This is a genomic window from Gluconacetobacter diazotrophicus PA1 5 (assembly GCF_000021325.1).
Lineage (GTDB): Bacteria > Pseudomonadota > Alphaproteobacteria > Acetobacterales > Acetobacteraceae > Gluconacetobacter > Gluconacetobacter diazotrophicus.
In genome coordinates this window covers 3,460,097-3,481,691 of sequence record NC_011365.1, presented here as the reverse complement: position 1 = coordinate 3,481,691, position 21,595 = coordinate 3,460,097, and the positions used below count along the sequence as shown (strand labels likewise).

At 70.9% G+C, this 21,595-nt stretch carries 16 protein-coding genes; all 16 read left to right on the top strand.

The genetic code is table 11. The features are described 5' to 3' along the window. Positions 1–9: 9 nt before the first annotated feature. The 16 genes from GDIA_RS15935 (at position 10) to recN (ending at position 21,593) form a co-directional block, all read left to right on the top strand. The gene (locus tag GDIA_RS15935; RefSeq protein ID WP_012227591.1) at positions 10–2,058 is read left to right on the top strand and encodes a peptidoglycan D,D-transpeptidase FtsI family protein; all 2,049 of its coding nucleotides are present in this window, start codon (positions 10–12) and stop codon (positions 2,056–2,058) included. Continuing rightward, the gene (locus GDIA_RS15930) at positions 2,055–3,518 is read left to right on the top strand and encodes a UDP-N-acetylmuramoyl-L-alanyl-D-glutamate--2,6-diaminopimelate ligase (protein WP_012227595.1); all 1,464 of its coding nucleotides are present in this window, start codon (positions 2,055–2,057) and stop codon (positions 3,516–3,518) included. The genes GDIA_RS15935 and GDIA_RS15930 overlap by 4 nt, the downstream gene beginning before the upstream one ends. Then, positions 3,515–4,924 carry a UDP-N-acetylmuramoyl-tripeptide--D-alanyl-D-alanine ligase gene (locus GDIA_RS15925; RefSeq protein WP_012554800.1) on the top strand — a complete coding sequence of 470 codons (1,410 nt, stop codon included), beginning with the start codon at positions 3,515–3,517 and terminating at the stop codon, positions 4,922–4,924. Before GDIA_RS15930 ends, GDIA_RS15925 begins: the two co-directional genes overlap by 4 nt. Further along, positions 4,924–6,015, top strand: a complete 1,092-nt coding sequence (gene mraY / locus GDIA_RS15920) for a phospho-N-acetylmuramoyl-pentapeptide-transferase (protein ID WP_012554799.1) — start codon at positions 4,924–4,926, stop codon at positions 6,013–6,015. Before GDIA_RS15925 ends, mraY begins: the two co-directional genes overlap by 1 nt. After that, positions 6,012–7,409 (top strand): UDP-N-acetylmuramoyl-L-alanine--D-glutamate ligase, encoded by a 1,398-nt coding sequence (gene murD / locus GDIA_RS15915; protein WP_012227599.1) that lies wholly within the window; start codon positions 6,012–6,014, stop codon positions 7,407–7,409. Before mraY ends, murD begins: the two co-directional genes overlap by 4 nt. After that, complete coding sequence (locus GDIA_RS15910) at positions 7,409–8,572, top strand: FtsW/RodA/SpoVE family cell cycle protein (protein ID WP_012227600.1); 1,164 nt, start codon at positions 7,409–7,411, stop codon at positions 8,570–8,572. The genes murD and GDIA_RS15910 overlap by 1 nt, the downstream gene beginning before the upstream one ends. Further along, positions 8,569–9,753, top strand: coding sequence for an undecaprenyldiphospho-muramoylpentapeptide beta-N-acetylglucosaminyltransferase (gene murG / locus GDIA_RS15905; RefSeq protein ID WP_012554798.1), 1,185 nt, complete (start codon positions 8,569–8,571; stop codon positions 9,751–9,753). The genes GDIA_RS15910 and murG overlap by 4 nt, the downstream gene beginning before the upstream one ends. Then, entirely contained in the window at positions 9,750–11,192 is a 1,443-nt protein-coding gene (gene murC / locus GDIA_RS15900; protein ID WP_012227602.1) for a UDP-N-acetylmuramate--L-alanine ligase, read from the top strand. The genes murG and murC overlap by 4 nt, the downstream gene beginning before the upstream one ends. Next, the gene (gene murB, locus GDIA_RS15895) at positions 11,189–12,181 is read left to right on the top strand and encodes a UDP-N-acetylmuramate dehydrogenase (RefSeq protein WP_043459454.1); all 993 of its coding nucleotides are present in this window, start codon (positions 11,189–11,191) and stop codon (positions 12,179–12,181) included. The genes murC and murB overlap by 4 nt, the downstream gene beginning before the upstream one ends. Further along, positions 12,178–13,125 carry a D-alanine--D-alanine ligase gene (locus GDIA_RS15890; protein WP_012554796.1) on the top strand — a complete coding sequence of 316 codons (948 nt, stop codon included), beginning with the start codon at positions 12,178–12,180 and terminating at the stop codon, positions 13,123–13,125. Before murB ends, GDIA_RS15890 begins: the two co-directional genes overlap by 4 nt. Continuing rightward, complete coding sequence (locus GDIA_RS15885; protein WP_012554795.1) at positions 13,126–14,274, top strand: cell division protein FtsQ/DivIB; 1,149 nt, start codon at positions 13,126–13,128, stop codon at positions 14,272–14,274. It abuts the gene before it with no gap. Further along, positions 14,271–15,665: a cell division protein FtsA gene (gene ftsA, locus GDIA_RS15880; RefSeq protein ID WP_012554794.1), complete on the top strand. Its 1,395-nt coding sequence runs from the start codon at positions 14,271–14,273 to the stop codon at positions 15,663–15,665. Before GDIA_RS15885 ends, ftsA begins: the two co-directional genes overlap by 4 nt. Before the next feature lie 80 nt (positions 15,666–15,745). Then, the gene (ftsZ, locus tag GDIA_RS15875) at positions 15,746–17,185 is read left to right on the top strand and encodes a cell division protein FtsZ (protein ID WP_012554793.1); all 1,440 of its coding nucleotides are present in this window, start codon (positions 15,746–15,748) and stop codon (positions 17,183–17,185) included. 197 nt (positions 17,186–17,382) lie between these two features. Further along, positions 17,383–18,408, top strand: a complete 1,026-nt coding sequence (lpxC, locus tag GDIA_RS15870) for a UDP-3-O-acyl-N-acetylglucosamine deacetylase (RefSeq protein ID WP_012227610.1) — start codon at positions 17,383–17,385, stop codon at positions 18,406–18,408. A gap of 255 nt (positions 18,409–18,663) precedes the next feature. Then, entirely contained in the window at positions 18,664–19,623 is a 960-nt protein-coding gene (locus tag GDIA_RS15865; RefSeq protein WP_012554792.1) for an outer membrane protein assembly factor BamD, read from the top strand. Positions 19,624–19,880: 257 nt separating this feature from the next. Beyond that, positions 19,881–21,593, top strand: a complete 1,713-nt coding sequence (gene recN / locus GDIA_RS15860) for a DNA repair protein RecN (RefSeq protein ID WP_012554791.1) — start codon at positions 19,881–19,883, stop codon at positions 21,591–21,593. The last annotated feature ends 2 nt before the right edge of the window (positions 21,594–21,595 follow it).

The following is a 21,595-nucleotide window of genomic DNA, read 5'->3' as shown; positions in this document are numbered from 1 at the left end:
GCAGGTACCATGACCAACGGCCCGACCGACACACCAGACAGCATGCGGAGCGGGCCCTCCCGCCCCCAGCGGATGGATGTACGGATCACGGGCGACGACCTGCGCAGCCGGACGGCGCGCGAACGCACCCAGTCCCGCCTGCTGGGCGTCTCGGTCGGGTTCTGCGCCCTGTTCGGCGCGGTGGCGCTGAAACTGGCCGCCGCCACCGTCATCATGCCGATGGAACCGGAACGCCGGCAGGTCGCCCCCCAGGTGCCCACGATCCCCAAGAGCGATCCCAAGGGCATGATGGCCGGCGATTTCGCCCTGCCGCAGGTCCATCGCGCCTCGATCACCGACCGCAACGGGCAGGTGCTGGCGATTTCGCTGCCCGTCGCGCAGGTCTATGCCAATCCGCAGGAAATGATCGACCCGCAGGACGCCGCGCAGAAGCTGAAGAGCGTGCTGCCCGCGCTGGATACGGACGAGACGATCCGCCGCCTGTCCACGAAGAAGCAGTTCGTCTATCTGGCGCGCGATATCTCGCCGATGCAGGAAGTCGCGATCAACAACCTGGGCATTCCGGGCATCTATTTCGAACCGGGCGAGCGGCGCCATTACCCGCTGGGCCGCGTCGCCGCCCACATCATGGGCGCGGTCGACATCGACGATCACGGCGTGGCCGGCGTCGAACGCTTCCTGGACAAGCGGCTGGATTCCGACCGCACGCCCCTGCGCCTGTCGCTGGACGTGCGCATCCAGGCGGTGGTGCGCGACGAACTGGCGGCGGCCAAGGACATGTTCCAGGCCATCGGCGCGTGCGCCATCGTGATGGACGTCAATACCGGCGAGATCATCGCCATGGTCAGCCTGCCCGATTACGATGCCAACGATTTCGGCCGCGCGGACCCCGATGCCCGCTTCAACCGCGCCGTGACGGGCATGTACGAACCGGGCTCGACCTTCAAGCTGCAGACGGCCGCCATGGCGCTGCAAATGGGTGTGGCGCATATCTGGGACCGGTTTTCCACCATTCCGATCCATATCGGCCGCTTTACCATTTCGGACATGAAGACGGACCATTTCGCCCCCTGGCTGTCGCTGCCCGGGGTCATGGCGTTCTCCTCCAACCCCGCCGCCGCCCATATCGCGCTGGATGTCGGTGCCCAGCGCCAGCAGGACTGGCTGCGGAAGATGGGCTTCTTCTCCCCGGCGCCGATCGAACTGCCGGAAGCCGGACGTCCCATCGTGCCCCAGACGCGCAACTGGGGGATTTCCACTGTCATGACGGTGGGCTTCGGCCATGGCGTCGCCGAACCGCCGCTGGCCATCGTCCGGGGCACCGCCGCCACCGTGAATGGCGGGCTGCTTCTGCACCCCACCCTGCTGGCCCGCGACGATGCCGGCACCGACGCGCCCGCCGCCCCGTCGTCCGACCCGTCGCCCACCGAACCCGGAGCGCCCGCCGCCGCCGGCACGCGCGTCATCTCGCCCGAAATCTCGGCACTGCTGCGCCGCATCCTGCGCCTGGACGTGACACAGGGGACCGGAAAATCGGCGGAATCACCGGGCTATTTCGTCGGCGGCAAGACAGGCACCGCCGAGAAGATCGGGCCGCATGGCGGCTATCTGAAACATGTCAACGTCGCGGCCTTCACCAGCATCTTTCCGATGAACGCACCGCGCTACGCCGTCTACGTCATGCTCGACAGTCCCAAGGCGACGCCGCAGACCCATGGCTGGACCACGGCGGCGTGGAACGCCGCCCCCACGGTGTCCAAGATCGTGACCCGCATCGGCCCGATGCTGGGGCTGTTCCCCAACACCGCCAACGCCCAGGCCATCGACGAGGCGCTGGCCATCCCGATGGAGCCGGCGGTGCCGCGCGGCTATCGCGCGCTGGGCCCGGGCAACGACCCCGGCGATCCCCGCAACGCACCGAAGCCGCCGAAGACGCCGAAGAAGGGCGAGCGGCATGGCGACATGCCGGTGGCCGACCTGTCCACGCAGCCGCGCCTGCACGCCGCCCGGGCAGAACGGGCCGCGCGGTCCTCCGACCCGATGGAATCCCGCGGATGACCCACCCCCTGTCCCAGGTGCTGGCGGCGGCCGGCCTGTCCGCCCCGCCCGGCGCCGACCCGGCGATTACCGGCGTGACCGCCGACAGCCGGCGGGTGACGCCGGGCATGCTGTTCGTCGCCATTCCCGGCACGCGCGCCGACGGCAGCGCCTTCATCCCCGCCGCGATCGCCGCCGGCGCCGCCGCGATCGTCGCACCGCGCGGGACCCCCGCGCCCGGCGTCCCGGTCATCGGGGTGGACGAACCGCGCCGGGCGCTGGCCCTGCTGGCGGCGTTCCTCGCCGGGGCGCAGCCGGACCATGTCGTCGCCGTCACCGGCACCAACGGCAAGACCAGCACCGTCGATTTCCTGCGCCAGATATGGGGCCATCAGCACCGCCGCGCCGCCAGCATCGGCACGCTGGGGGTGATCGCGGACATCGACCTTCCCGATTGCGGGCCGGTCCTGACCACGCCGGACAGCGTGGGCCTGGCCACCCTGCTGGCCGCCATGGCGCGCGGCGGCGTCACCGACGTGGCCATCGAGGCATCGTCCCACGGGCTGGACCAGCACCGGCTGGACGGGCTGCGCCTGTCGGCGGCCGGCTTTACCAACCTGACCCGAGACCATCTGGACTATCACGGCACGCTGGACGCCTACCGCGCGGCCAAGCTGCGCCTGTTCGACACGCTGCTGCCGCCGGACGGGCTGATGGCGGCGAATGCGGACATGGACACCGCGACGCTGGACGCGCTACGCGATATTGCCGCGCGGCGGGGACTGGACCTGCGCCTGGTCGGCGAAGCGGGAGATGCGATCCGCCTGCTGGGCAGCACCCCGCTGCCCGAGGGCCAGCATCTGCGGATCGCGTCGGGCGGGGTTGCGCGCGACATCGTCCTGGCACTGCCCGGCCGCTTCCAGGCCGACAATGCGCTGCTGGCGGCGGCGCTGGCCGCGCCGGGCGCCGACGGGCTGGCCCGGGCGATCGACCTGCTGCCTGCGCTGCGCGGCGTGCGCGGACGGATGGAGCGCGCGGCGCTGCTGCCCAACGGGGCGGCGGCCTATGTCGATTACGCCCATACCCCGGACGCGCTGGCCCGCCTGCTGGACGCGCTGCGCCCGCACGCCTCGGGCCGGCTGATCGCCGTGTTCGGCGCCGGCGGCGACCGCGATCGCGGCAAGCGCCCGCTGATGGGGCAGGAAGCGACCCGCCGCGCCGACATCGCCATCGTCACCGACGACAACCCCCGCACCGAGGACCCCGCCTTCATCCGGGGCGAGGTCCTGGCCGGCGCGCCGGGCGCGATCGAAATCGGCGATCGCGCGCGGGCGATCGCCGAGGGCCTGTCGATGCTGCGGGCCGGCGACGTGCTGGTGGTGGCCGGCAAGGGCCACGAACAGGGCCAGACCATCGGCACCGCGACGCTGCCCTTCGATGACGCATCGGTCATTCGCGACCTGGCCGGGGTGCGGGCATGACGGTTCTGTGGACCCGCGCGGCACTGCAGGACGCGACCGGCGGCACGTTCACGGGGCAGGCGCCGGTTGCAGTCACCGGGGTGTCGATCGACACCCGCACGCTGGCCCCGGGCGACCTGTTCATCGCGCTGGCGGGCGAAAACAGCGATGGCCATGCCCACGTCCGCGCGGCCCTGGACCAGGGCGCCGCCGCCGCCATGATCCATGACCCGACTGTCCTGGGCACCGATTCCGACGATCCGCGCCTGCTGCGCGTGCCCGACACGATGGCGGCGCTGAACGCGCTGGGGCGCTATGCCCGCACCCGCTTCACCGGCCGGATGGTCGCCGTCACCGGCAGCGTGGGCAAGACCACGACCAAGGAGATGCTGCGCCTGGCGCTGGGCGCGATCGGGCCGACCCATTGCGCCGCCGCGTCCTACAACAACCATTGGGGCGTACCGCTGACGCTGGCCCGCCTGCCGATGGATGCCGCCTTCTGCGTCTGCGAGGTGGGCATGAACCACCCCGGAGAAATCGCGCCGCTGGCGGTGATGGTCCGGCCGCTTGTCGCCCTCGTCACCACCATCGCCGGCGCCCATCTGGGCCATATGGGCAGCCTGGAGGCCATCGCGAGGGAAAAATCCGACCTGATCGCGACCCTGCCGCCCGCCGGCATCGCCATTGTCCCCGATGACGCCACGGGCCAGCCGATCTTCGCCGAACAGGCGGCGCGGGCACGGGCCACATTGTGGCGGGCCGGCGAACGGACCGACAGCACGGTGGCCGTGTCGGACGTGGCGCTGGATGCCGAGGGCAGCAGCTTCACCGTCACCATCGACGGACGGTCCGTCCCCGTACGCCTGAACGCCCCGGGCCGCCACCTGGTCCGCAACGCCGCCACGGCGCTGGCGGCGGTGGCCGCCCTGGGCGCCGACATCGCGACCGCCGCCACGGCGCTGGCGGATTTCCGGCCCGGCGCCGGGCGCGGCGCGCTGAAGCCGATCCTGGGCGGCCGCGCCGCCCTGCTGGATGAAAGCTACAACGCCTCGGTCCTGTCCGTCCGCTCGTCCCTGGCGGTGCTGGGGCTGCTGCCCGCGACACGGCGCATGGCCGTGCTGGGCGATATCCGCGAACTCGGCGCCTTCGCGCGCGCCGAACATGAATCCCTCCTGTCCGCCGTGCTGGCGCATGCGGACCTCGTCTTCTGCTCCGGCCCCGATATGAAATATCTGTTCGACCTGCTTCCCCCCTCCCGACGCGGCGCATGGGCGCCGGACGCCGCCAGCCTGGCGCCGCTGGTGCGCGATGCCGTGGCCCAGGACGACGTGATCCTGGTCAAGGGCAGCTTCGGCAGCCGCATGCGCGATGTCGTCGCGGTGCTGACCGCGCCCGCGACGGCACCCTCCAAGGCGGGTGCGGCCTGATGCTCTACGACCTGATCCAGCATCACGGGGCGGCACACGTCACCGTCCTGAACCTGTTCCGCTACATCACCTTCCGCGCCGGGGCGGCGTGCCTCACGGCGCTGGCGATCTCGCTGCTGCTGGGCAACCCGCTGATCGCGCAACTGCGCCGCATCCAGCGCGAGGGTCAGCCGATCCGCGCCCTGGGCCCGGAACGCCACATCCTGGAAAAGGCCGGCACTCCCACCATGGGCGGCGTGCTGATCCTGGCGGCCCTGTTCGGTTCAACGCTGCTGTGGGCGGACCTGACCGACGGGTATGTCTGGGCCGTGCTGCTGACCACGCTGAGCTTCGGCGCGGTGGGGTTCGCCGACGATTACCTGAAGCTGTCGCGGCGCAACACCGCCGGCGTGTCCAAGCGCATGCGCCTGGGCTGCGAATTCGCGGCGTCGCTGGTCGGCGGCTACTGGATGCAGAGCCTGATGCCGGCGGACCTGGCCAATCACCTGGCCTTTCCGTTCCTCAAGGAATGGCTGCTGCCGCTGGGCTTCGCCTTCCCGCTGTTTGCCATGATCACGATCACCGGCTTCGGCAACGCCGTCAATTTCACCGACGGGCTGGACGGGCTGGCGATCGTGCCGGTCATCATCGCGGCGCTGGTCTTCGGGCTGATCTCGTATCTGGTCGGCAACCACGTCTTCGCCGACTACCTGCAACTGCACGCGGTGCCGGGCACGGGCGAGCTGTGCGTATTCTGTTCGGCCCTGGTCGGCGCGGGGCTGGGCTTCCTGTGGTTCAACGCCCCGCCGGCGGCGGTGTTCATGGGCGATACCGGGTCGCTGTCGCTGGGCGGCGCGCTGGGCGCGATCGCCGTCGCGGTGAAGCATGAACTGGTGCTGTGCATCGTCGGCGGCCTGTTCGTGGTCGAAACCCTGTCCGTGATCATCCAGGTCTTCTGGTTCCGCCGCACCGGGCGGCGGGTGTTCCTGATGGCGCCGCTGCACCATCATTTCGAAAAGAAAGGCTGGCAGGAGCCCAAGATCGTCATCCGCTTCTGGATCGTGTCCATCGTCCTGGGACTGTGTGGCCTGGCCACGCTGAAGCTGCGATGAGCGGCCCGGGCCTGTTCCCCCCCGGCCTGTTGGCCGGCAGCCGCTACGCGGTGCTGGGGCTGGGGCGCAACGGCGCCCCCGCCGTCCGCGCGCTGGCCGCGATGGGGGCGGACGTGCAGGCCTGGGATGACGGCGACGCCGCTCGTGCGGCGGTCGCGGACGTGCCGGGCGTCGCCATCGCGCCGTTCGACACGCTGGCGGGGTTCGACGCGCTGGTGCTCTCGCCCGGCATTCCGCACATCCTGCCCCACCCGCATCCTGTCGCCCGGATGGCGCACGCGGCGGGCGTTCCCATCCTGTCGGATGCCAACCTGCTGTTCCAGGCGGTGCGCCGGTCCGGGTCGCGCGCGCGCTTCGCCGGCATCACCGGAACCAACGGCAAATCGACCACCACCACCCTGCTGGCCCACATGCTCCACACCGCCGGCCTGCCGGTCGCGGCGGGCGGGAACCTGGGCCCGGCGGCGCTGGCGCTGCCGCTGCTGCCCGACACGGGCGTCTATGTGCTGGAAATGTCGTCCTACATGCTGGAACGGCTGCGGGACCTGCGCTTCGACGCCGCGTGCCTGCTGAACCTGACGCCCGACCACCTGGACCGCCATGGCGACATGGCAGGCTATCGACGGGCCAAGCAGCACGTCTTCGACCGCCAGGGACCGGGCGACCTGGCCGTGCTGGGCCAGTACGACGCCCCGGACGACGCGGCGCTGGCCCGCGACCTGGCGGCGCGCGGCATCCGGGTCGTCACCATATCCGGCACCCGTGCCGACGCCGGCCTGACCGGCGCCGGGGGTGTGCTGCGCGACGCGGACGGGCCGATCGCCACCCTGGCCGATGCCCCATCCCTGCCCGGCGCGCACAATGCCGAAAACGCGGCGGCGGCGGCGGCGATGGCCCTGGCGCTGGGCGTGCCGCGCGCCACGATCGCCGGCGCGCTGCGGACCTTCCCGGGCCTGGCCCACCGGCAGAAGCCGGTCGGCACCGTCGACGGCGTGCGCTTCATCGACGACAGCAAGGCGACGAACGCCGATGCCGCATCGCGGGCGCTGGGCTGCTACGACCGGCTGGTGTGGATCGCGGGCGGTGTGGCCAAGGCCGGCGGAATCGCGGACCTGGCGCCGTTCTTCCCGCGCGTGGCCCATGCTTTCCTGATCGGGCAGGACGCGCCGGCGCTGGCCGAAACCCTGGCCGCGCACGGCGTTGCCTTCACGCTGTCGGGCACGATGGACGCGGCGGTGCCCGCCGCCCTCGCCCTGGCGCGGCGGGACGGCGTGCCGGTGGTGCTGCTGTCCCCCGCCTGCGCCAGCTTTGATCAGTACGCCAGCTTCGAACATCGCGGCCGGCACTTCGCGGACCTGGTCCGCCTGCTGGCGCCCACATTGGGGACGGACTGATGGCCGGGATCTCACGCGTCGATGCATCCTACCTTGCGCGCTGGTGGCGCAATGTCGACCGGGTGACGCTGTCCTGCGTCGGCGTACTGATCGGCTTCGGCTATGTGCTGATGCTGGCGGCCAGCCCCGCCGTCGCCACGCGCATCGGCGCATCGCGCGACATGTTCATCCTGAAGCAGGTAATCTTCCTGTCGCTGGCGGGGCTGATCGTCACGGGCGCCTCGCTGCTCTCGCCCCGGGGGGTGAAGCGACTGGCGGCGGTGGGGTTCGTGCTGGCCATGGGCGCCACCGCGCTGACGCTGGTCCATGGCGTGGAAATCAAGGGCGCGCGGCGCTGGATCGCGCTGCCGCTGATGTCGGTCCAGCCGTCGGAATTCCTCAAGCCCTGCTTCGCGGTCGTGACGGCGTGGCTGCTGACCGAACGGCGGGCGCGGCGCCTGTTCCCGGGCATGCCGATCGCGCTGGGCCTGTTCGCGGTCATCCTCGTGCTGCTGAAATCGCAGCCGGATATCGGCATGCTCAGCGTGATCACCACCGTCTTCATGACGCAACTGTTCATCGACGGGCTGAACATCTTCTTCGTCGGCGCCGGGGTCGGCTGCATGATCGCGGCCTTCCTGGGCGCCTATGTGGCGTTCCCGCACGTGCGCTCGCGCGTGGAACGCTTCCTGCACCCCAATGTCGGCGACCATTACCAGATCGACACCGCCCTGCGCGCCTTCGGCAATGGCGGGCTGATGGGCCGTGGTCCCGGCGAGGGACGGGTCAAGGACCTGCTGCCCGACGCCCACGCCGATTTCGTCTTCGCCGTCGCGGGCGAGGAATTCGGCATGCTGGTCTGCCTGTTCATCATCGGCGTGTTCTGCGTGATCGTGGTGCGGACCTTGCTGAAGCTGCTGCGCGAGGACGACCCGTTCATCGTCGTCGCCAGCACGGGGCTGATCACCGGCTTCGGCCTGCAGGCCTTCGTCAACATGGGGTCCACCCTGCATTTGATCCCGACCAAGGGCATGACGCTGCCGTTCATTTCCTATGGCGGGTCGTCGGCGATGTCGGTGGCGCTGACCATCGGCATGGTCCTGGCCCTGACGCGCCACCGGGTGGGCGAAAGCCGCATCCCGCGCGGCCACGCCGCCTTCCGGTCGCGGAGGGCCGCGGCATGAGCACGAACCAGGACACCACCACGACCCTGAACCGCCCCATCGTCATCGCCGCCGGGGGCACCGGCGGCCATTTCATCCCCGCCGAGGCGCTGGCCCGCGTGCTGGCCGCGCGGGGGCACGCCATCGCGCTGATGACCGACCGCCGGGCCGGTACGCGCCTGCATGGCGTCTTCGCGGATGGCGCGCAATTCGTCCTGCCGGGCGCGGGCATCGCCGGGCATGGCCTGTCGCACCGCGCCCGCGCCGCCCTGGCGCTGGCGCGCGGCACGGCGCAGGCGCGCACCATCCTGCGCCGGCTGGATGCCGTGGCGGTGGTGGGGTTCGGCGGCTATCCCTCCGTCCCGCCGCTGCTGGGGGCCCGGTCGCTGGGTCACAAGCGCCCGCTGATCTTCATCCATGAAGGCAATGCCGTGCTGGGGCAGGCCAATGCGATGCTGGCGCGCTTCGCCGACGGCATCGCCACCTCGTTCGCCCAGGTCGCCCGCCTGCCGGCGGGGGCGCGGACGGTGCTGACCGGCATGCCGGTGCGCGACGAGATCGCGGCGCTGTACGGCACCGCCTACCAGCCGCCCGTGGACACCATCCGCCTGCTGGTCTGGGGCGGGTCGCTGGGCGCGCGCGTGTTCAGCGACGTGGTGCCCGACGCCATCGCCCGCCTGCCCGAAAGCCTGCGCGCGCGCCTGCACGTGACCCAGCAGGCGCGGGCCGAAGATGTCGAACGCGTCCGCCAGGCCTATGCCACGCTTGGGATTGCCGCCGAGATCTCGCCCTTCTTCTCGAACGTCGCGGAACTGCTGGGGGGTGCCCATCTGGTGATCGGCCGCGCGGGCGGGTCGTCGGTGGCGGAACTGACCGATGCCGGCCGGCCCGCGATCCTAGTGCCGCTGCCGATCGCGGCCAGCGACGAACAGGGGGCCAACGCCGCCGCCCTGGTCGAATCCGGTGCCGCCTGGATGATCCGCCAGCCCGATTTCACACCCCCTGCCCTGGCCGGATTGCTGGACTCCCTGCTATCCGACCCGGCACGCCTGACCGGGGCTGCGCGCGCCGCCCAGGGCCTGGCCCGACCCGACGCCGCAAGCCTGTTCGCCGACCTGATCACCGATACGATCGAAGGACGCTTGCGTCCGCCCCCCCGCCCCGCCTATCCGACAGCCGCGAAGACGGAGACCCACGCATGAGAGCCCTGCCCCTATCCATCGGCACCATCCACTTCGTCGGGATCGGCGGCATCGGCATGTCCGGCATTGCCGAGGTGCTGCACATGCTGGGCTATGCCGTGCAGGGTTCGGACATCGCCGAGAACGCGAACGTGCAGCGCCTGCGCGCCGCCGGCATCACGGTGGCGATCGGCCATGACGCCGCCAACCTGGGCGCGGCGCAGGTCGTGGTGACATCGACCGCCGTCCGCCGCGACAATCCGGAAGTGGTGGCCGCCCGCGCGCGGCTGATCCCCGTCGTCCGGCGGGCCGAGATGCTGGCCGAGCTGATGCGCCTGCGCTGGGCCGTCGCGGTCGGCGGCACGCACGGCAAGACCACGACCACCAGCCTGATCGCGGCGGTGCTGGAAGCGGCGCGCCTGGACCCCACGGTCATCAATGGCGGCATCATCGAGGCCTACGGCACCAACACCCGCATGGGATCGGGCGACTGGATGGTGGTCGAGGCCGACGAATCCGACGGATCGTTCCTGCGCCTGCCCTCGGTCATCACCGTCGTGACCAACATGGACCCCGAGCATCTGGACCATTGGGGCACCGCCGAGGCGATGCAGGCGGCGTACGACCAGTTCGTCTCCAACATTCCGTTCTACGGCTTCGCGGTGCTGTGCATCGACCATCCGGCGGTGCAGCAGATGATCCCGCGCCTGTCGGACCACCGGATCGTGACCTATGGCTTTTCGCCCCAGGCCGACATCCGGGCCGAGAAGGTCATCACCGACAAGCTGGGCGCGACGTTCGAGGTCGTGGTGACCAACCGCAACCGCAACCGCACGCGCCGCGCCGGTCCGTTCCGCCTGCCGATGCTGGGCCACCACAACGTGCAGAACGCGCTGGCCGCGATCGCCGTCGGGGTCGAGATGGATATCGACGACGCCACCCTGCGCTCGGCCTTCGCGGGATTCCGTGGGGTCAAGCGCCGCTTCACCCGCACCGGCGAGACCGGCGGCATCACCGTGATCGACGATTACGGCCACCACCCGGTGGAAATCGCCGCCGTGCTGAAGGCCGCGCGCCAGGCCGGCGCGCGCGACGTCATCGCCGTGGTCCAGCCGCACCGCTATTCCCGGCTGCAGACGCTGTTCGGCGAATTCTGCACCTGCATGAACGATGCCGGCACCGTCATCGTGGCCGACGTCTATGCCGCGGGCGAGGCCCCGATCCCGGGTGTGGACCGCGACGCGCTGGTCGAGGGCCTGCGCGAGCGCGGCCACCGTTCGGTGGTGCCGCTGCCCGACCCGGAACACCTGGCGGAAATGGTCCACGCCATCGCCCGCCCCGGCGACTTCGTCGTCTGCCTGGGGGCCGGCAGCATCACCAACTGGGCGCAGGCCCTGCCCGGCCAACTGGCGGCGTTGCAGAACCCGGCCGCGGCGCGAAAGGGCGAATGCGCGGCATGACCACGCCCCCCGCCCCTTCGGATGCATCCTGGACCGCCGAGGTACGCGCAATGCTGGCCGGCCTGCGCGGACGGCTGACCCAGGGTGCGCCGCTGGGCCCGCGCACCTGGTTCCGCGTCGGCGGCCCGGCGGAAATCCTGCTGCAGCCGGCCGATACGCAGGACCTGGCGGACGCGCTGCACCGCCTGCCGCCGGACGTGCCGGTCACGGTGCTGGGCGCGTGCTCGAACGTGATCATCCGCGACGGCGGGATCGACGGGGTGGTGATCCGGCTGGGCGGCGGCTTTGCCGACATCGTGGCGGAACCGGACGGGCTGGTGGTCGGCGCGGCCTGCCTGGACATGGTCGTGGCCGAACGCGCGGCCGAGGCGGGGCTGAAGGGGCTGGAATTCCTGGCCGGCATTCCCGGTTCGATCGGCGGCGCGGTCGCCATGAACGCGGGCGCCCACGGGTCCGACGTCGCGACGGTGCTGGACTGGGCCGACATCATCACCCGCGACGGCAACAGCGTGCGCCTGTCCGGGCCGGCGCTGGGGTTCGGCTATCGCCGGTCGGCGCTGCCGGCTGGCGCGGTGGTGGTGCGCGCGCGCCTGCGCGCCGCGCCCGCGGCCCCCGCCGACATCCGCCAGGCCATCGCGGCCATCCGCCAGTCGCGCGAGGAGTCGCAGCCCACGCGGGCCCGCACCGGCGGATCGACCTTCCGCAACCCCGACCCGTCGGTGACGGACCGCAAGGCGTGGGAACTGATCGACAGCGCCGGCTGCCGGGGCCTGACCATGGACGGCGCACAGGTCAGCACGAAGCACTGCAATTTCATCCTGAACACCGGCGACGCCACCGCCGCCGCCCTGGAACGCCTGGGCGAGAGCGTGCGCAAGCGGGTGCGCGTCCATACCGGCGTCACGCTGGAGTGGGAAATCAAGCGGATCGGCCGTCCCGCCACCCCATCCCCGACCGAGACAGCCATTGGGGCAGGAGAACCGTCATGACCCGTCCGCGCACCATCACGGTGCTGACCGGCGGCCTGTCCGCCGAGCGCACCGTCAGCCTGTCCAGCGGCGCCGGCATCAGCGCCGCCCTGCGCGAGGAAGGATTCGACGTCCGCGTGCTGGATGCCGGGCCGGACCTCGGCGCCATCGTCGCGGACCTGACGGCGCACCGGCCCGACGTGGTGTTCAACGCCCTGCACGGCCGCTTCGGCGAGGACGGGTCAATCCAGGGCGTGCTGGACTGGATGAACATCCCCTACACCCATTCCGGCGTCCGCGCGTCGGCCATGGCGATGGACAAGGCGGCGGCCCGCTCGGCCTTCCGCGCCGCGGGCCTGCCGGTGGCGCAGGGCGGGGTCATCGCCATCGCCGACTTTCCCGCCGCCGACCCGCTGCCCGCCCCCTATGTCATCAAGCCGCTGAACGAAGGATCGTCGGTGGGTGTCGAGATCGTACGGCCGGGCACCAACCGCCGCGCCGCGATCGCCGACGCATGGACCTACGGCCCCCTGGCGCTGGTCGAGGAATTCATCCCCGGGCGCGAACTGACGGTGGGGGTAATGGGCGACCGCGCCCTGACCGTGACCGACATCACCCCCAATCCCGATGCCGGGCATGAATTCTACGACTACGCCGCCAAGTACCAGAATGGCGGATCGCGGCACATCCTGCCCGCGCGTATCCACCCGGACGCGTTCGCCCAGGCGCTGGACCTGGCGGTGGCCGCCCACCGCGCGCTGGGCTGCGCCGGCGCGTCGCGCACCGATTTCCGTTACGACGACACGCAGTGCGGCGACGGGCCGGGGCGACTGGTGATCCTGGAGGTCAATACCCAGCCCGGCATGACCCCGACCTCGCTGCTGCCCGAACAGGCGGGGGCCTGCGGCATCCCCTATGGCGCGCTGTGCCGGTGGATGGTCGAACACGCGGCGTGCCGGACCTAGATGCGACGGACGCGGGACAATCGAAGCGACCGGCCGTCACGGCTGTCGATCTTCATGCGGCGGCAACGCCGCATGGCGCGGCCGGTCGCGCTTGCCCTCGTCTTCCTGATTGTAATCGCCGGGGGCGCGGCCGTGCTGCGCGACATGCGGTCCGAGGAACGGTTCGCGCCGATCCGCGCCCGCCTGGTCAGCCTGCTGCCGCTGCGCGTGACCGACATCCAGGTCAGCGGCCGCACGCTGACCGACGAGGCCGCGCTGCGCGATGCCCTGGGCGTGCGCATCGGCGACCCGGTGCTGGGCTTTTCGGTCGAAGCCGCCCGCCAGCGGATCGACGCGCTGCCCTTCGTGGACCATTCGGTGGTCGAACGCCACCTGCCGGGCACCATCGTGGTGCGCCTGACCGAACGCCGTCCCTTCGCGGTCTGGCAGAACCAGGGCCGCTTCATGCTGATCGACCGCGCCGGCAACCCGGTCCAGGACCAGGGCCCCGGACAGGCGGGCCTGAGCGGCAAGGACGCCCAGGCCTTCCTGCAACTGCCCCTGGTGGTTGGGCCGGACGCCAACCTTGCCGCCGCCCCGCTGATGGACATGCTGGCCGGCCAGCCGGTGGTGCTGGCCCACATGGCCGCCGCCGTGCGCGTGGGCCAGCGGCGGTGGAACCTGCTGCTGCATGACGGCACAACCGTCCTGCTGCCCGAGGGCGAGGAAATTCCGGCACTGAAGCGGCTGGCCGAACTGCAGGACAGCATGAAGCTGCTGGACCGCCCCGTGATCAGCATCGACCTGCGCCTGCCCGACCGGCTGGTGGTCCAGCAACCGCCGCCGACGGCCGCCGACCCCGTCGCGCCGAACGGGGCGGCACAGGATGGCAAGGCGCCGAACGCAGGCCCGCCGGGCGCCGACGCCGGCACGCCACCCGCCCCGCACCCGGCCGCGCACCGGCCGAACCCGGCCGGCCCGGCGACCAGCCATGGCGAGTCCCGGCCGGCGGCGTCCGCCATGTCCGCGCCCCTGGCCGCCCCCGTGCCGGCGCCGGCACCTGCACCGGTCCGGCCCCGCACGTCGCTTCCGGCGTCCGCACCGCTTCCGCCCCCCGTCCCCAACCTGCCGCCGATGGGCGGCGAGCCCGCCCAACGGAACCGCGCATGAACGACCTGGTCGTGACCCCACAGGACGAAGACGCGCCCCCCGACCGGCCGGCCCGCCGCCGCCGCGCCCGGCGGCGCGCCACGCCCGCCGCCCCGTCCGTGACCGGCGGACGCGTCATCGCGCTGCCGCCGCCCGACGCGCCCGCGCCGCCGCGCGCCTGGCGGCCCGGAACGTTCGGCGTGCTGGATATCGGCTCGACCAAGATCATGTGCCTGATCGGGCGGGGCGAACCCGACGGCACGCTGCGGGTGCTGGGCCATGGCTGGCGCCGGTCGCATGGCGTGAAATCCGGCGGCATCGTGAACCTGCACGAGGCCGAGGCCGCGATCCGCGCCGCCGTGGGCCAGGCCGAGGACGCGGCCGAACGCCGGCTGGACACGGTCTATGTCAACCTGTCCTGCGGCCACCCCGAAAGCCGCCTGTTCAACGTCCGCTGGCCCGTGGGCGGGCGCGAGATCACGGATTCCGACGTCCGCCGCGTGGTGACCGAGGGCCGGATGCGCGCGATGTCCGAGGGCCGGTCGACCATCCACACGCTGCCGCTGGATTTCGCGGTGGACGAAACGGCGGGCGTGGCCGATCCGCGCGGGCATCTGTGCGACCAGCTGACGTCGCGCCTGCATGTCATCGATGCCTCGACCACCGCGCTGCGCAACCTGGAAACCGTGCTGACGCGCGCGGAACTGAAGATCAGCGAACTGGTCTCGGCCCCGCTGGCGTCGGGCCTGTCGGTGCTGGACGAAAACGAGCGCGAACTGGGCGTCACCGTGGTGGACATGGGCGGCGGCACGACCTCGATCGCCGTGTTCGGCGAGGGCCAGCTTCTGCACACCGCCTGCCTGCCGGTGGGCGGCATGCATGTCACGCGCGACATCGCCCACGTGCTGTCCACGCCGATCGACAGCGCCGAATGGCTGAAGACCATGTACGGCTCGGCGGAACTGTCGGCCGACGACGACATGGACCTGCTGCCCGTGCAGCTGATCGGCGACGATCACCATCAATTCGTCAATATTTCCCGCTCCAAGGTGGTCTCGATCATCCGGCCACGAATCGAGGAAACGCTGGAAATGGTGCGTGACAGGCTGGAATCGGCCGGGGTGGGCCGCGCCGCCGACGGGCGGGTCGTGCTGACGGGCGGGGCATCGCTGCTGGATGGCGTGGGCAACATGGCCGCGCGCATCCTCAACCGCCAGGTCCGGCTGGGCCGCCCCACGGGCATTCGCGGCCTGCCGGACGACGCGGCGGCCTGGCCGTCCTTCGCCACGTCCGCCGGATTGCTGGCGTGGGCGGCCGGGGGCAGCGGCGCGCTGGGCGATCTGGATCTTTCCGAGCCCAGACCGGCCGGATTCCTCCGTCGCCTCGTGGAATTCATACGCGACAGGGTGTAATGAATTGATTCAGAATAACCCCTGAAAACCCATACGCGAATCGGTACGCATATCATTACGACTCGTCCCGGGAGACGCCCATGACCCTCAACCTCAGCATTCCGCAGCAGCTTCATTCCGACTTCACGCCGCGGATCACCGTGATCGGCGTGGGCGGGGGCGGCACGAACGCGGTCGACAACATGATCCAGTCCCAGTTGCAGGGCGTGGAATTCGTCGTCGCGAATACCGACGCGCAACAATTGTCGCACAGCAAGGCCGACCGCCGCGTCCAGCTTGGCCCGCACCTGACGCAGGGCCTGGGCGCGGGCGCCAAGCCCGAGATCGGGCGCGCGGCGGCCGAGGAAGCGGCCGATGAGCTGGCCCGCCACATGGACGGCGCGCACATGGTGTTCATCACCGCCGGCATGGGCGGCGGCACGGGCACGGGGGCGGCGCCGGTGATCGCGCGCATGGCGCGCGAACGCGGCATCCTGACCGTGGGCGTCGTCACCAAGCCGTTTACCTTCGAGGGCGCGCGCCGGTCGAAATCCGCCGATGCCGGCATCGCGGAACTGCAGCAGTACGTCGATACGCTGATCGTCATCCCCAACCAGAACCTGTTCCGCCTGGCCACCGAGCGGACGAGCTGGAAGGACGCGTTCAAGATGGCCGACAACGTCCTGTACATGGGCGTACGCGGCGTGACCGACCTGATGATGGCGCCGGGCCTGGTCAACCTGGATTTCGCCGACATCCGCACCGTCATGGCCGAAATGGGCAAGGCGATGATGGGCACCGGCGAGGCCGATGGCGACAACCGCGCCATTTCCGCGGCCGAGGACGCGATTTCCAACCCGCTGCTGGAAGACACGTCGATGGCCGGCGCGCGCGGCCTGCTGATCAACATCACCGGCGGCGAGGACATGACGCTGTACGAAGTCGATCAGGCCGCCAACCGCATCCGCGAGGAAGTGGCCGACGACGCGAACATCATCTTCGGCTCGGCGATCGACGAATCGCTGAACGGGCGCATCCGGGTGTCGGTCGTCGCCACCGGCATCGACACCCCGCCGGTCCGCGTTGCCGAACCGGTGCAGGCCGAAGCCGCCCCCCAACCGGACGCGGCAACGGACCGCGCCCCGGTGCAGGAAGCCGTGGCGCCCGATCCGGCAGCGGCCCATGCCGGGGGGCAGCCCGCCCCGCGCCACCCCACCCCGAACTTCATGAACACCGGGCCCGTGCCCGCGCCGTCGCCCCATTCCACGCCGCAGCACGTGGCGCCGGGCGCCCGGCCCTCGCCCCGCTCGCCGCTGTTCTCGGAACCGCCGCGCCCGCAGGACGCATCGCCGGCCGGCCAGCGGGGCAACAGCCTGTTCAACATCGTCACCGGCGTGCTGCGCCGCGGGGCCGCCCCCGCGCCGGCCCCCCAGCGTGCCGAGCCCGTGCTGCCGGAACAGGAGCCCACCGCCACCGTCCGCCAGGCCACGGCCGACGAGGTCGGTCTGGACATCCCGGCCTTCCTGCGCCGCCAGTCCTGACAGCAGCAGCCGGCGCCGGTCCTGATGGCGATCCGCCACGATGCCCCAGGCATCGTGGCTTTTTTTCATTTTGTTTCAGGTTCTTAACCCGTAACAGTCGGCAACAAACATTGACTCGCCTGTCCACCACCCCGACGCTACAAATTAGGCTGTCGTTCTTTTAGCGACTGAATAAAGAACAACGCGAGGGACACGCGATGGACGGTATGCTGGCAATTCCGGGGCATGATACTGTGTCCTCTGTCGGTGTATCTTCTGGCAGCGCCCCCTCGGGTGCCACCTCGTCCGGCAGCCCCGCCCCCGCGCGCGCGGCGGTACGCACGGCGCGGCAGCATACGCTGGGCAATTCCATTTCCTCCATCGGCGTCGGGCTGCATACCGGGCGGCGCATTCGCCTGACGCTGCATCCGGCGGCGGAAAATACCGGCATCGTCTTCCGGCGCACCGACCTGGACGACCGCACCATTCCGGCCCGGTTCGACCATGTCGTCGATACGCGGCTGAGCACCGTCATCGGCGATGCCACGGACCCCGCGCTGCGCATCGCCACCATCGAACATCTGATGTCCGCCCTGTCGGGAAGCGGCGTCGACAATGTGCTGATCGATGTCGACGGGCCGGAAATCCCGGTCTTCGACGGCTCGGCGGCCGATTTCATCTTCCTGCTGGATTGCGCGGGCCTGGCGGAACAGGCCGCCCCGCGCACCGCGATCGACGTCCTGCGCCCCGTTCGCGTGACCGAGGGTGACGCCTTCGCCGAACTGCGCCCGGGCCGCGAGGGCGGGTTGTCGCTGACCCTGTCCATCGACTTCCCCGCCGCCGCGATCGGCGAGCAGACGTTTGCGACCCGTCTGGACCGTCAGGGCTACCGTGCCGAAATCGCCAATTGTCGGACCTTCACCCTGCGCCAGGAAATCGAGGCCCTGCACCGGGCGGGCCTGGCGCGCGGCGGCTCGCTGGACAATGCGATCGTGGTGGACGGCGCCAGCGTTCTGAACCCGTCCGGCCTGCGCCGGCCCGACGAATTCGTCCGTCACAAGATGATCGACGCGGTGGGTGACCTGTACCTGGCCGGCGGCGCGATCAACGGCCTGTTCACCGGCCACAAATCCGGCCACGCGCTGAACAACCGGCTGCTGCGCGCGCTGTTCGCCGACCGTGCGGCCTGGCGCATGCACACCCGCGCGCAGCGTGCCCAGGCCGCACTGCGTGCGGCGGCCTAGAGTCGGCCTGTAAACGCGCGCTGGTGGCGACCCGACGCGCATCCGCTGTGCTTCGATGCTCACGGCCGACACGGCCGCTTCGCTGCTCGCAGACACACGCCGGGCGTGCCGCTGCGCGGCACTCTCGCTCACCAGACCACGTTTCCAGGCCGGCTCTACCGGGCCGTATCACCCCGGATTGCATTGAAAACGACGCCATGGCCTTCACCACGGCCCGCCGCATGATATAAGGCAGACCGAACTGGAAGAGCCGGCATGTCCCTGCGCAGAATTCGATATCATTTCGCTGACCGTTCGAACGGCCTCCGTGCCGCCCGATTCGCATCACTGGCCCTGATCCTGTCGGTGGCGGCCTGCGGCGGCGACAAGAAGGCGATCAACGACATGGAATCCCATGTCCCGCCTGTCGAAACGCTCTACAATAACGGCATCGACGCCCTGCGCGACCAGCGCTATGCCCTGGCCGCCGCGGAATTCGAGGTCCTGCAGCAGAATTATCCCTATTCCGGCTATGTCGCGAACGCGCAGCTCATGGAAGGCTACGCGAACTACCTGCAGGACAAATACGCCGACGCGGTGCAGCAGTTGGACCGCTTCCTGGAACTGCACCCGACCAGCGCCGACGCGGCCTATGCCTTCTACCTGCGGGCCCTGTGCTATTACGAGCAGGTGGCCGAGGTGCAGCGCGACCAGCAGGGCACGGTCGAGGCCATGAACGCGCTGGAAGAGGTGATCACCCGCTTCCCGCAATCGCCCTATGCCCGCGATGCGCAATTGAAGGTCGATCTGTGCCGCGACCATCTGGCCGGCAAGGAAATGCTGGTCGGCCGGTTCTACGAGGAACAGCGGAATTACGAAGGCGCGGTCAACCGCTACCAGCGCGTGGTGCAGGATTTCCAGACCACCAACCACGTGCCCGAGGCGCTGGAGCGTCTGGTCGAGGTGTATCTGGATCTGGGCCTGACGGACCAGGCGCGCCGCACGGCCTCGGTGCTGTCCTATAACTATCCGGGCAGCAAATGGTACCGCTTCAGCTACAACATGCTGCGCAGCAAGAACCTGCTGGACCCCCACGCCCCGCTGCCCGGCTCGGTCCCCGACACCACGCCGGCCACGCCCGTTGACGACACGCACGCGAAAAATGCCCCGCCGCCGCCCGGCGCCACGCCGGCCAGACGCGGCTTCTTCTCGCGCATGTGGCACTCGGTCTTCTAAGCGCCTGTCCGGAAGCATAGGCCGGTGAACAAGAACGGAACTCAGGAAACGCGCCTCGGATTGCCGCCGGCGCGCGTTTACGGTGTTCCAGGCGTCCGCCCGGAAACGTGGGCTGACGAGCGAGAGCGGAACGCAGTGGAGCGCCCGGCGTGCGTTTCCGAGCACCGGAGCGGAGCGGCCGTGTGGGCCGTGAGCACCGGAGCACAGGAAAGGCGCCTCGGATCGCCGCCAGCGCGCGTTTACGGGCGGACGACGTTGTGCTGACTCATCTCTCGATCCGCGACGTGGTCCTGATCGAACGGCTGGACCTGCCGTTTTCGCCCGGCCTGACGGTGCTGACGGGGGAAACCGGGGCGGGCAAATCCATCCTGCTGGACAGTTTGGGCCTGACATTGGGCGAGCGCGCCAGCGCGGGGCTGGTCCGCGCCGGGGCCGAGCAGGCCAGCGTCACCGCCTGCTTCGAACTCGCCCCCGGCCATCCGCTGCCCGGCCTGCTGGCCGAACAGGGTATCCTGATCGACGACCCGCGCGACCCGCTGGTGCTGCGCCGGATCGTGACGGTGGATGGACGGTCCCGCGCCTATATCAACGACCAGCCGGCCGGCGTGACCCTGCTGCGCCGCGCGGCGTCGCTGCTGGTCGAAATCCAGGGGCAGCACGAACAGATGGGGCTGGCGGACCAGTCCACGCATCTGGACCTGCTGGATGCCTTCGGCGTGCCGGCCGACCTGCGGGCCGATACCGCCGCCGCCTATCGCGCATGGATGGAGGCCACGGCCGAACTGGCCGCCGCCCAGGCCGCGATGGAAAACGCGGCGCGCGAGGAAGACTGGCTGCGCCAGTCGGTCGAGGATCTGTCCAGCCTGGCCCCGCAGGAGGACGAGGAAACGCATCTGGCCGGCCTGCGCCAGTCGCTGCAACAGGGCGAACGGCGTGGCGAGGCCATTGCGGCGGCGCTGGCCGAACTGTCGCCGCGCGACCGCCGCGCCACCGGCCCCGCCGCCGCCCTGCGCGGCGCCAGCCGGACCCTGCAGCGCCTGCTGCCCGCCGCCGGCGAGGACGATGCGGCGGCCGGCGGCGCCGACCGGCTGGCCCATGACGCGCTGGCGGCCCTGGAACGCGCCGAGGAAGCCCTGGGCGAGGCCGAAACCCTGCTCTCGCGCCTGGCCGCCGACGCGGAATCCGACCCCCACCTGCTGGAACAGACCGAGGAACGGCTGTTCGCCCTGCGCGCCGCCGCGCGCAAGCATGGCGTGTCGGTGCCCGAACTGCCGGGCCTGCTGGCGGCCTTCGCCGACCGGCTGGCGGCGCTGGATTCCGGCAACGCCCGGATCGGCGCCCTGCAGGAGGCGGTCCGCACCCGGCGCGCACGCTTCGAGGACACGGCGGGCCGGCTGTCCGCCGCGCGTGAGACGACGGCGCGGCGCCTGGAACAGGCAGTGACCGCCGAACTGCGCCCGCTGCGGCTGGAACGCGCCCGCTTCTTCGTCTCGCTGCCCCCGTTGCCGCCCGAAGCGTGGACCGCGCGCGGGCGCGAACAGGCGGCGTTCCAGATCGCCGCCAATCCCGGCCAGCCCCCCGGCCCGCTGGCCAAGGTCGCATCGGGCGGCGAGCTGTCGCGCCTGATGCTGGCGCTGAAGGTCGTGCTGGCCGGCCGGTCCGCCGTACCGACCCTGGTGTTCGACGAGGTCGATTCGGGCGTGGGGGGCGCCACCGCCTCGGCCATCGGGGACCGGCTGGCCCGCGTCGGGCATGACGTGCAGGTGCTGGTCGTCACCCACAGCCCGCAGGTCGCGGCCCGGGGCGACGCGCACCTGCGCATCAGCAAATCGGTGACCAAGGGCCGAACCGAAACCCGGGCCGAGCCGTTGTCGGCGGCACAGCGGCGCGAGGAAATTGCCCGGATGCTGGCCGGCGACACGATCACCGAGGCCGCGCGGGCGGCGGCGGACAGTCTTCTGCAAGGTTAATA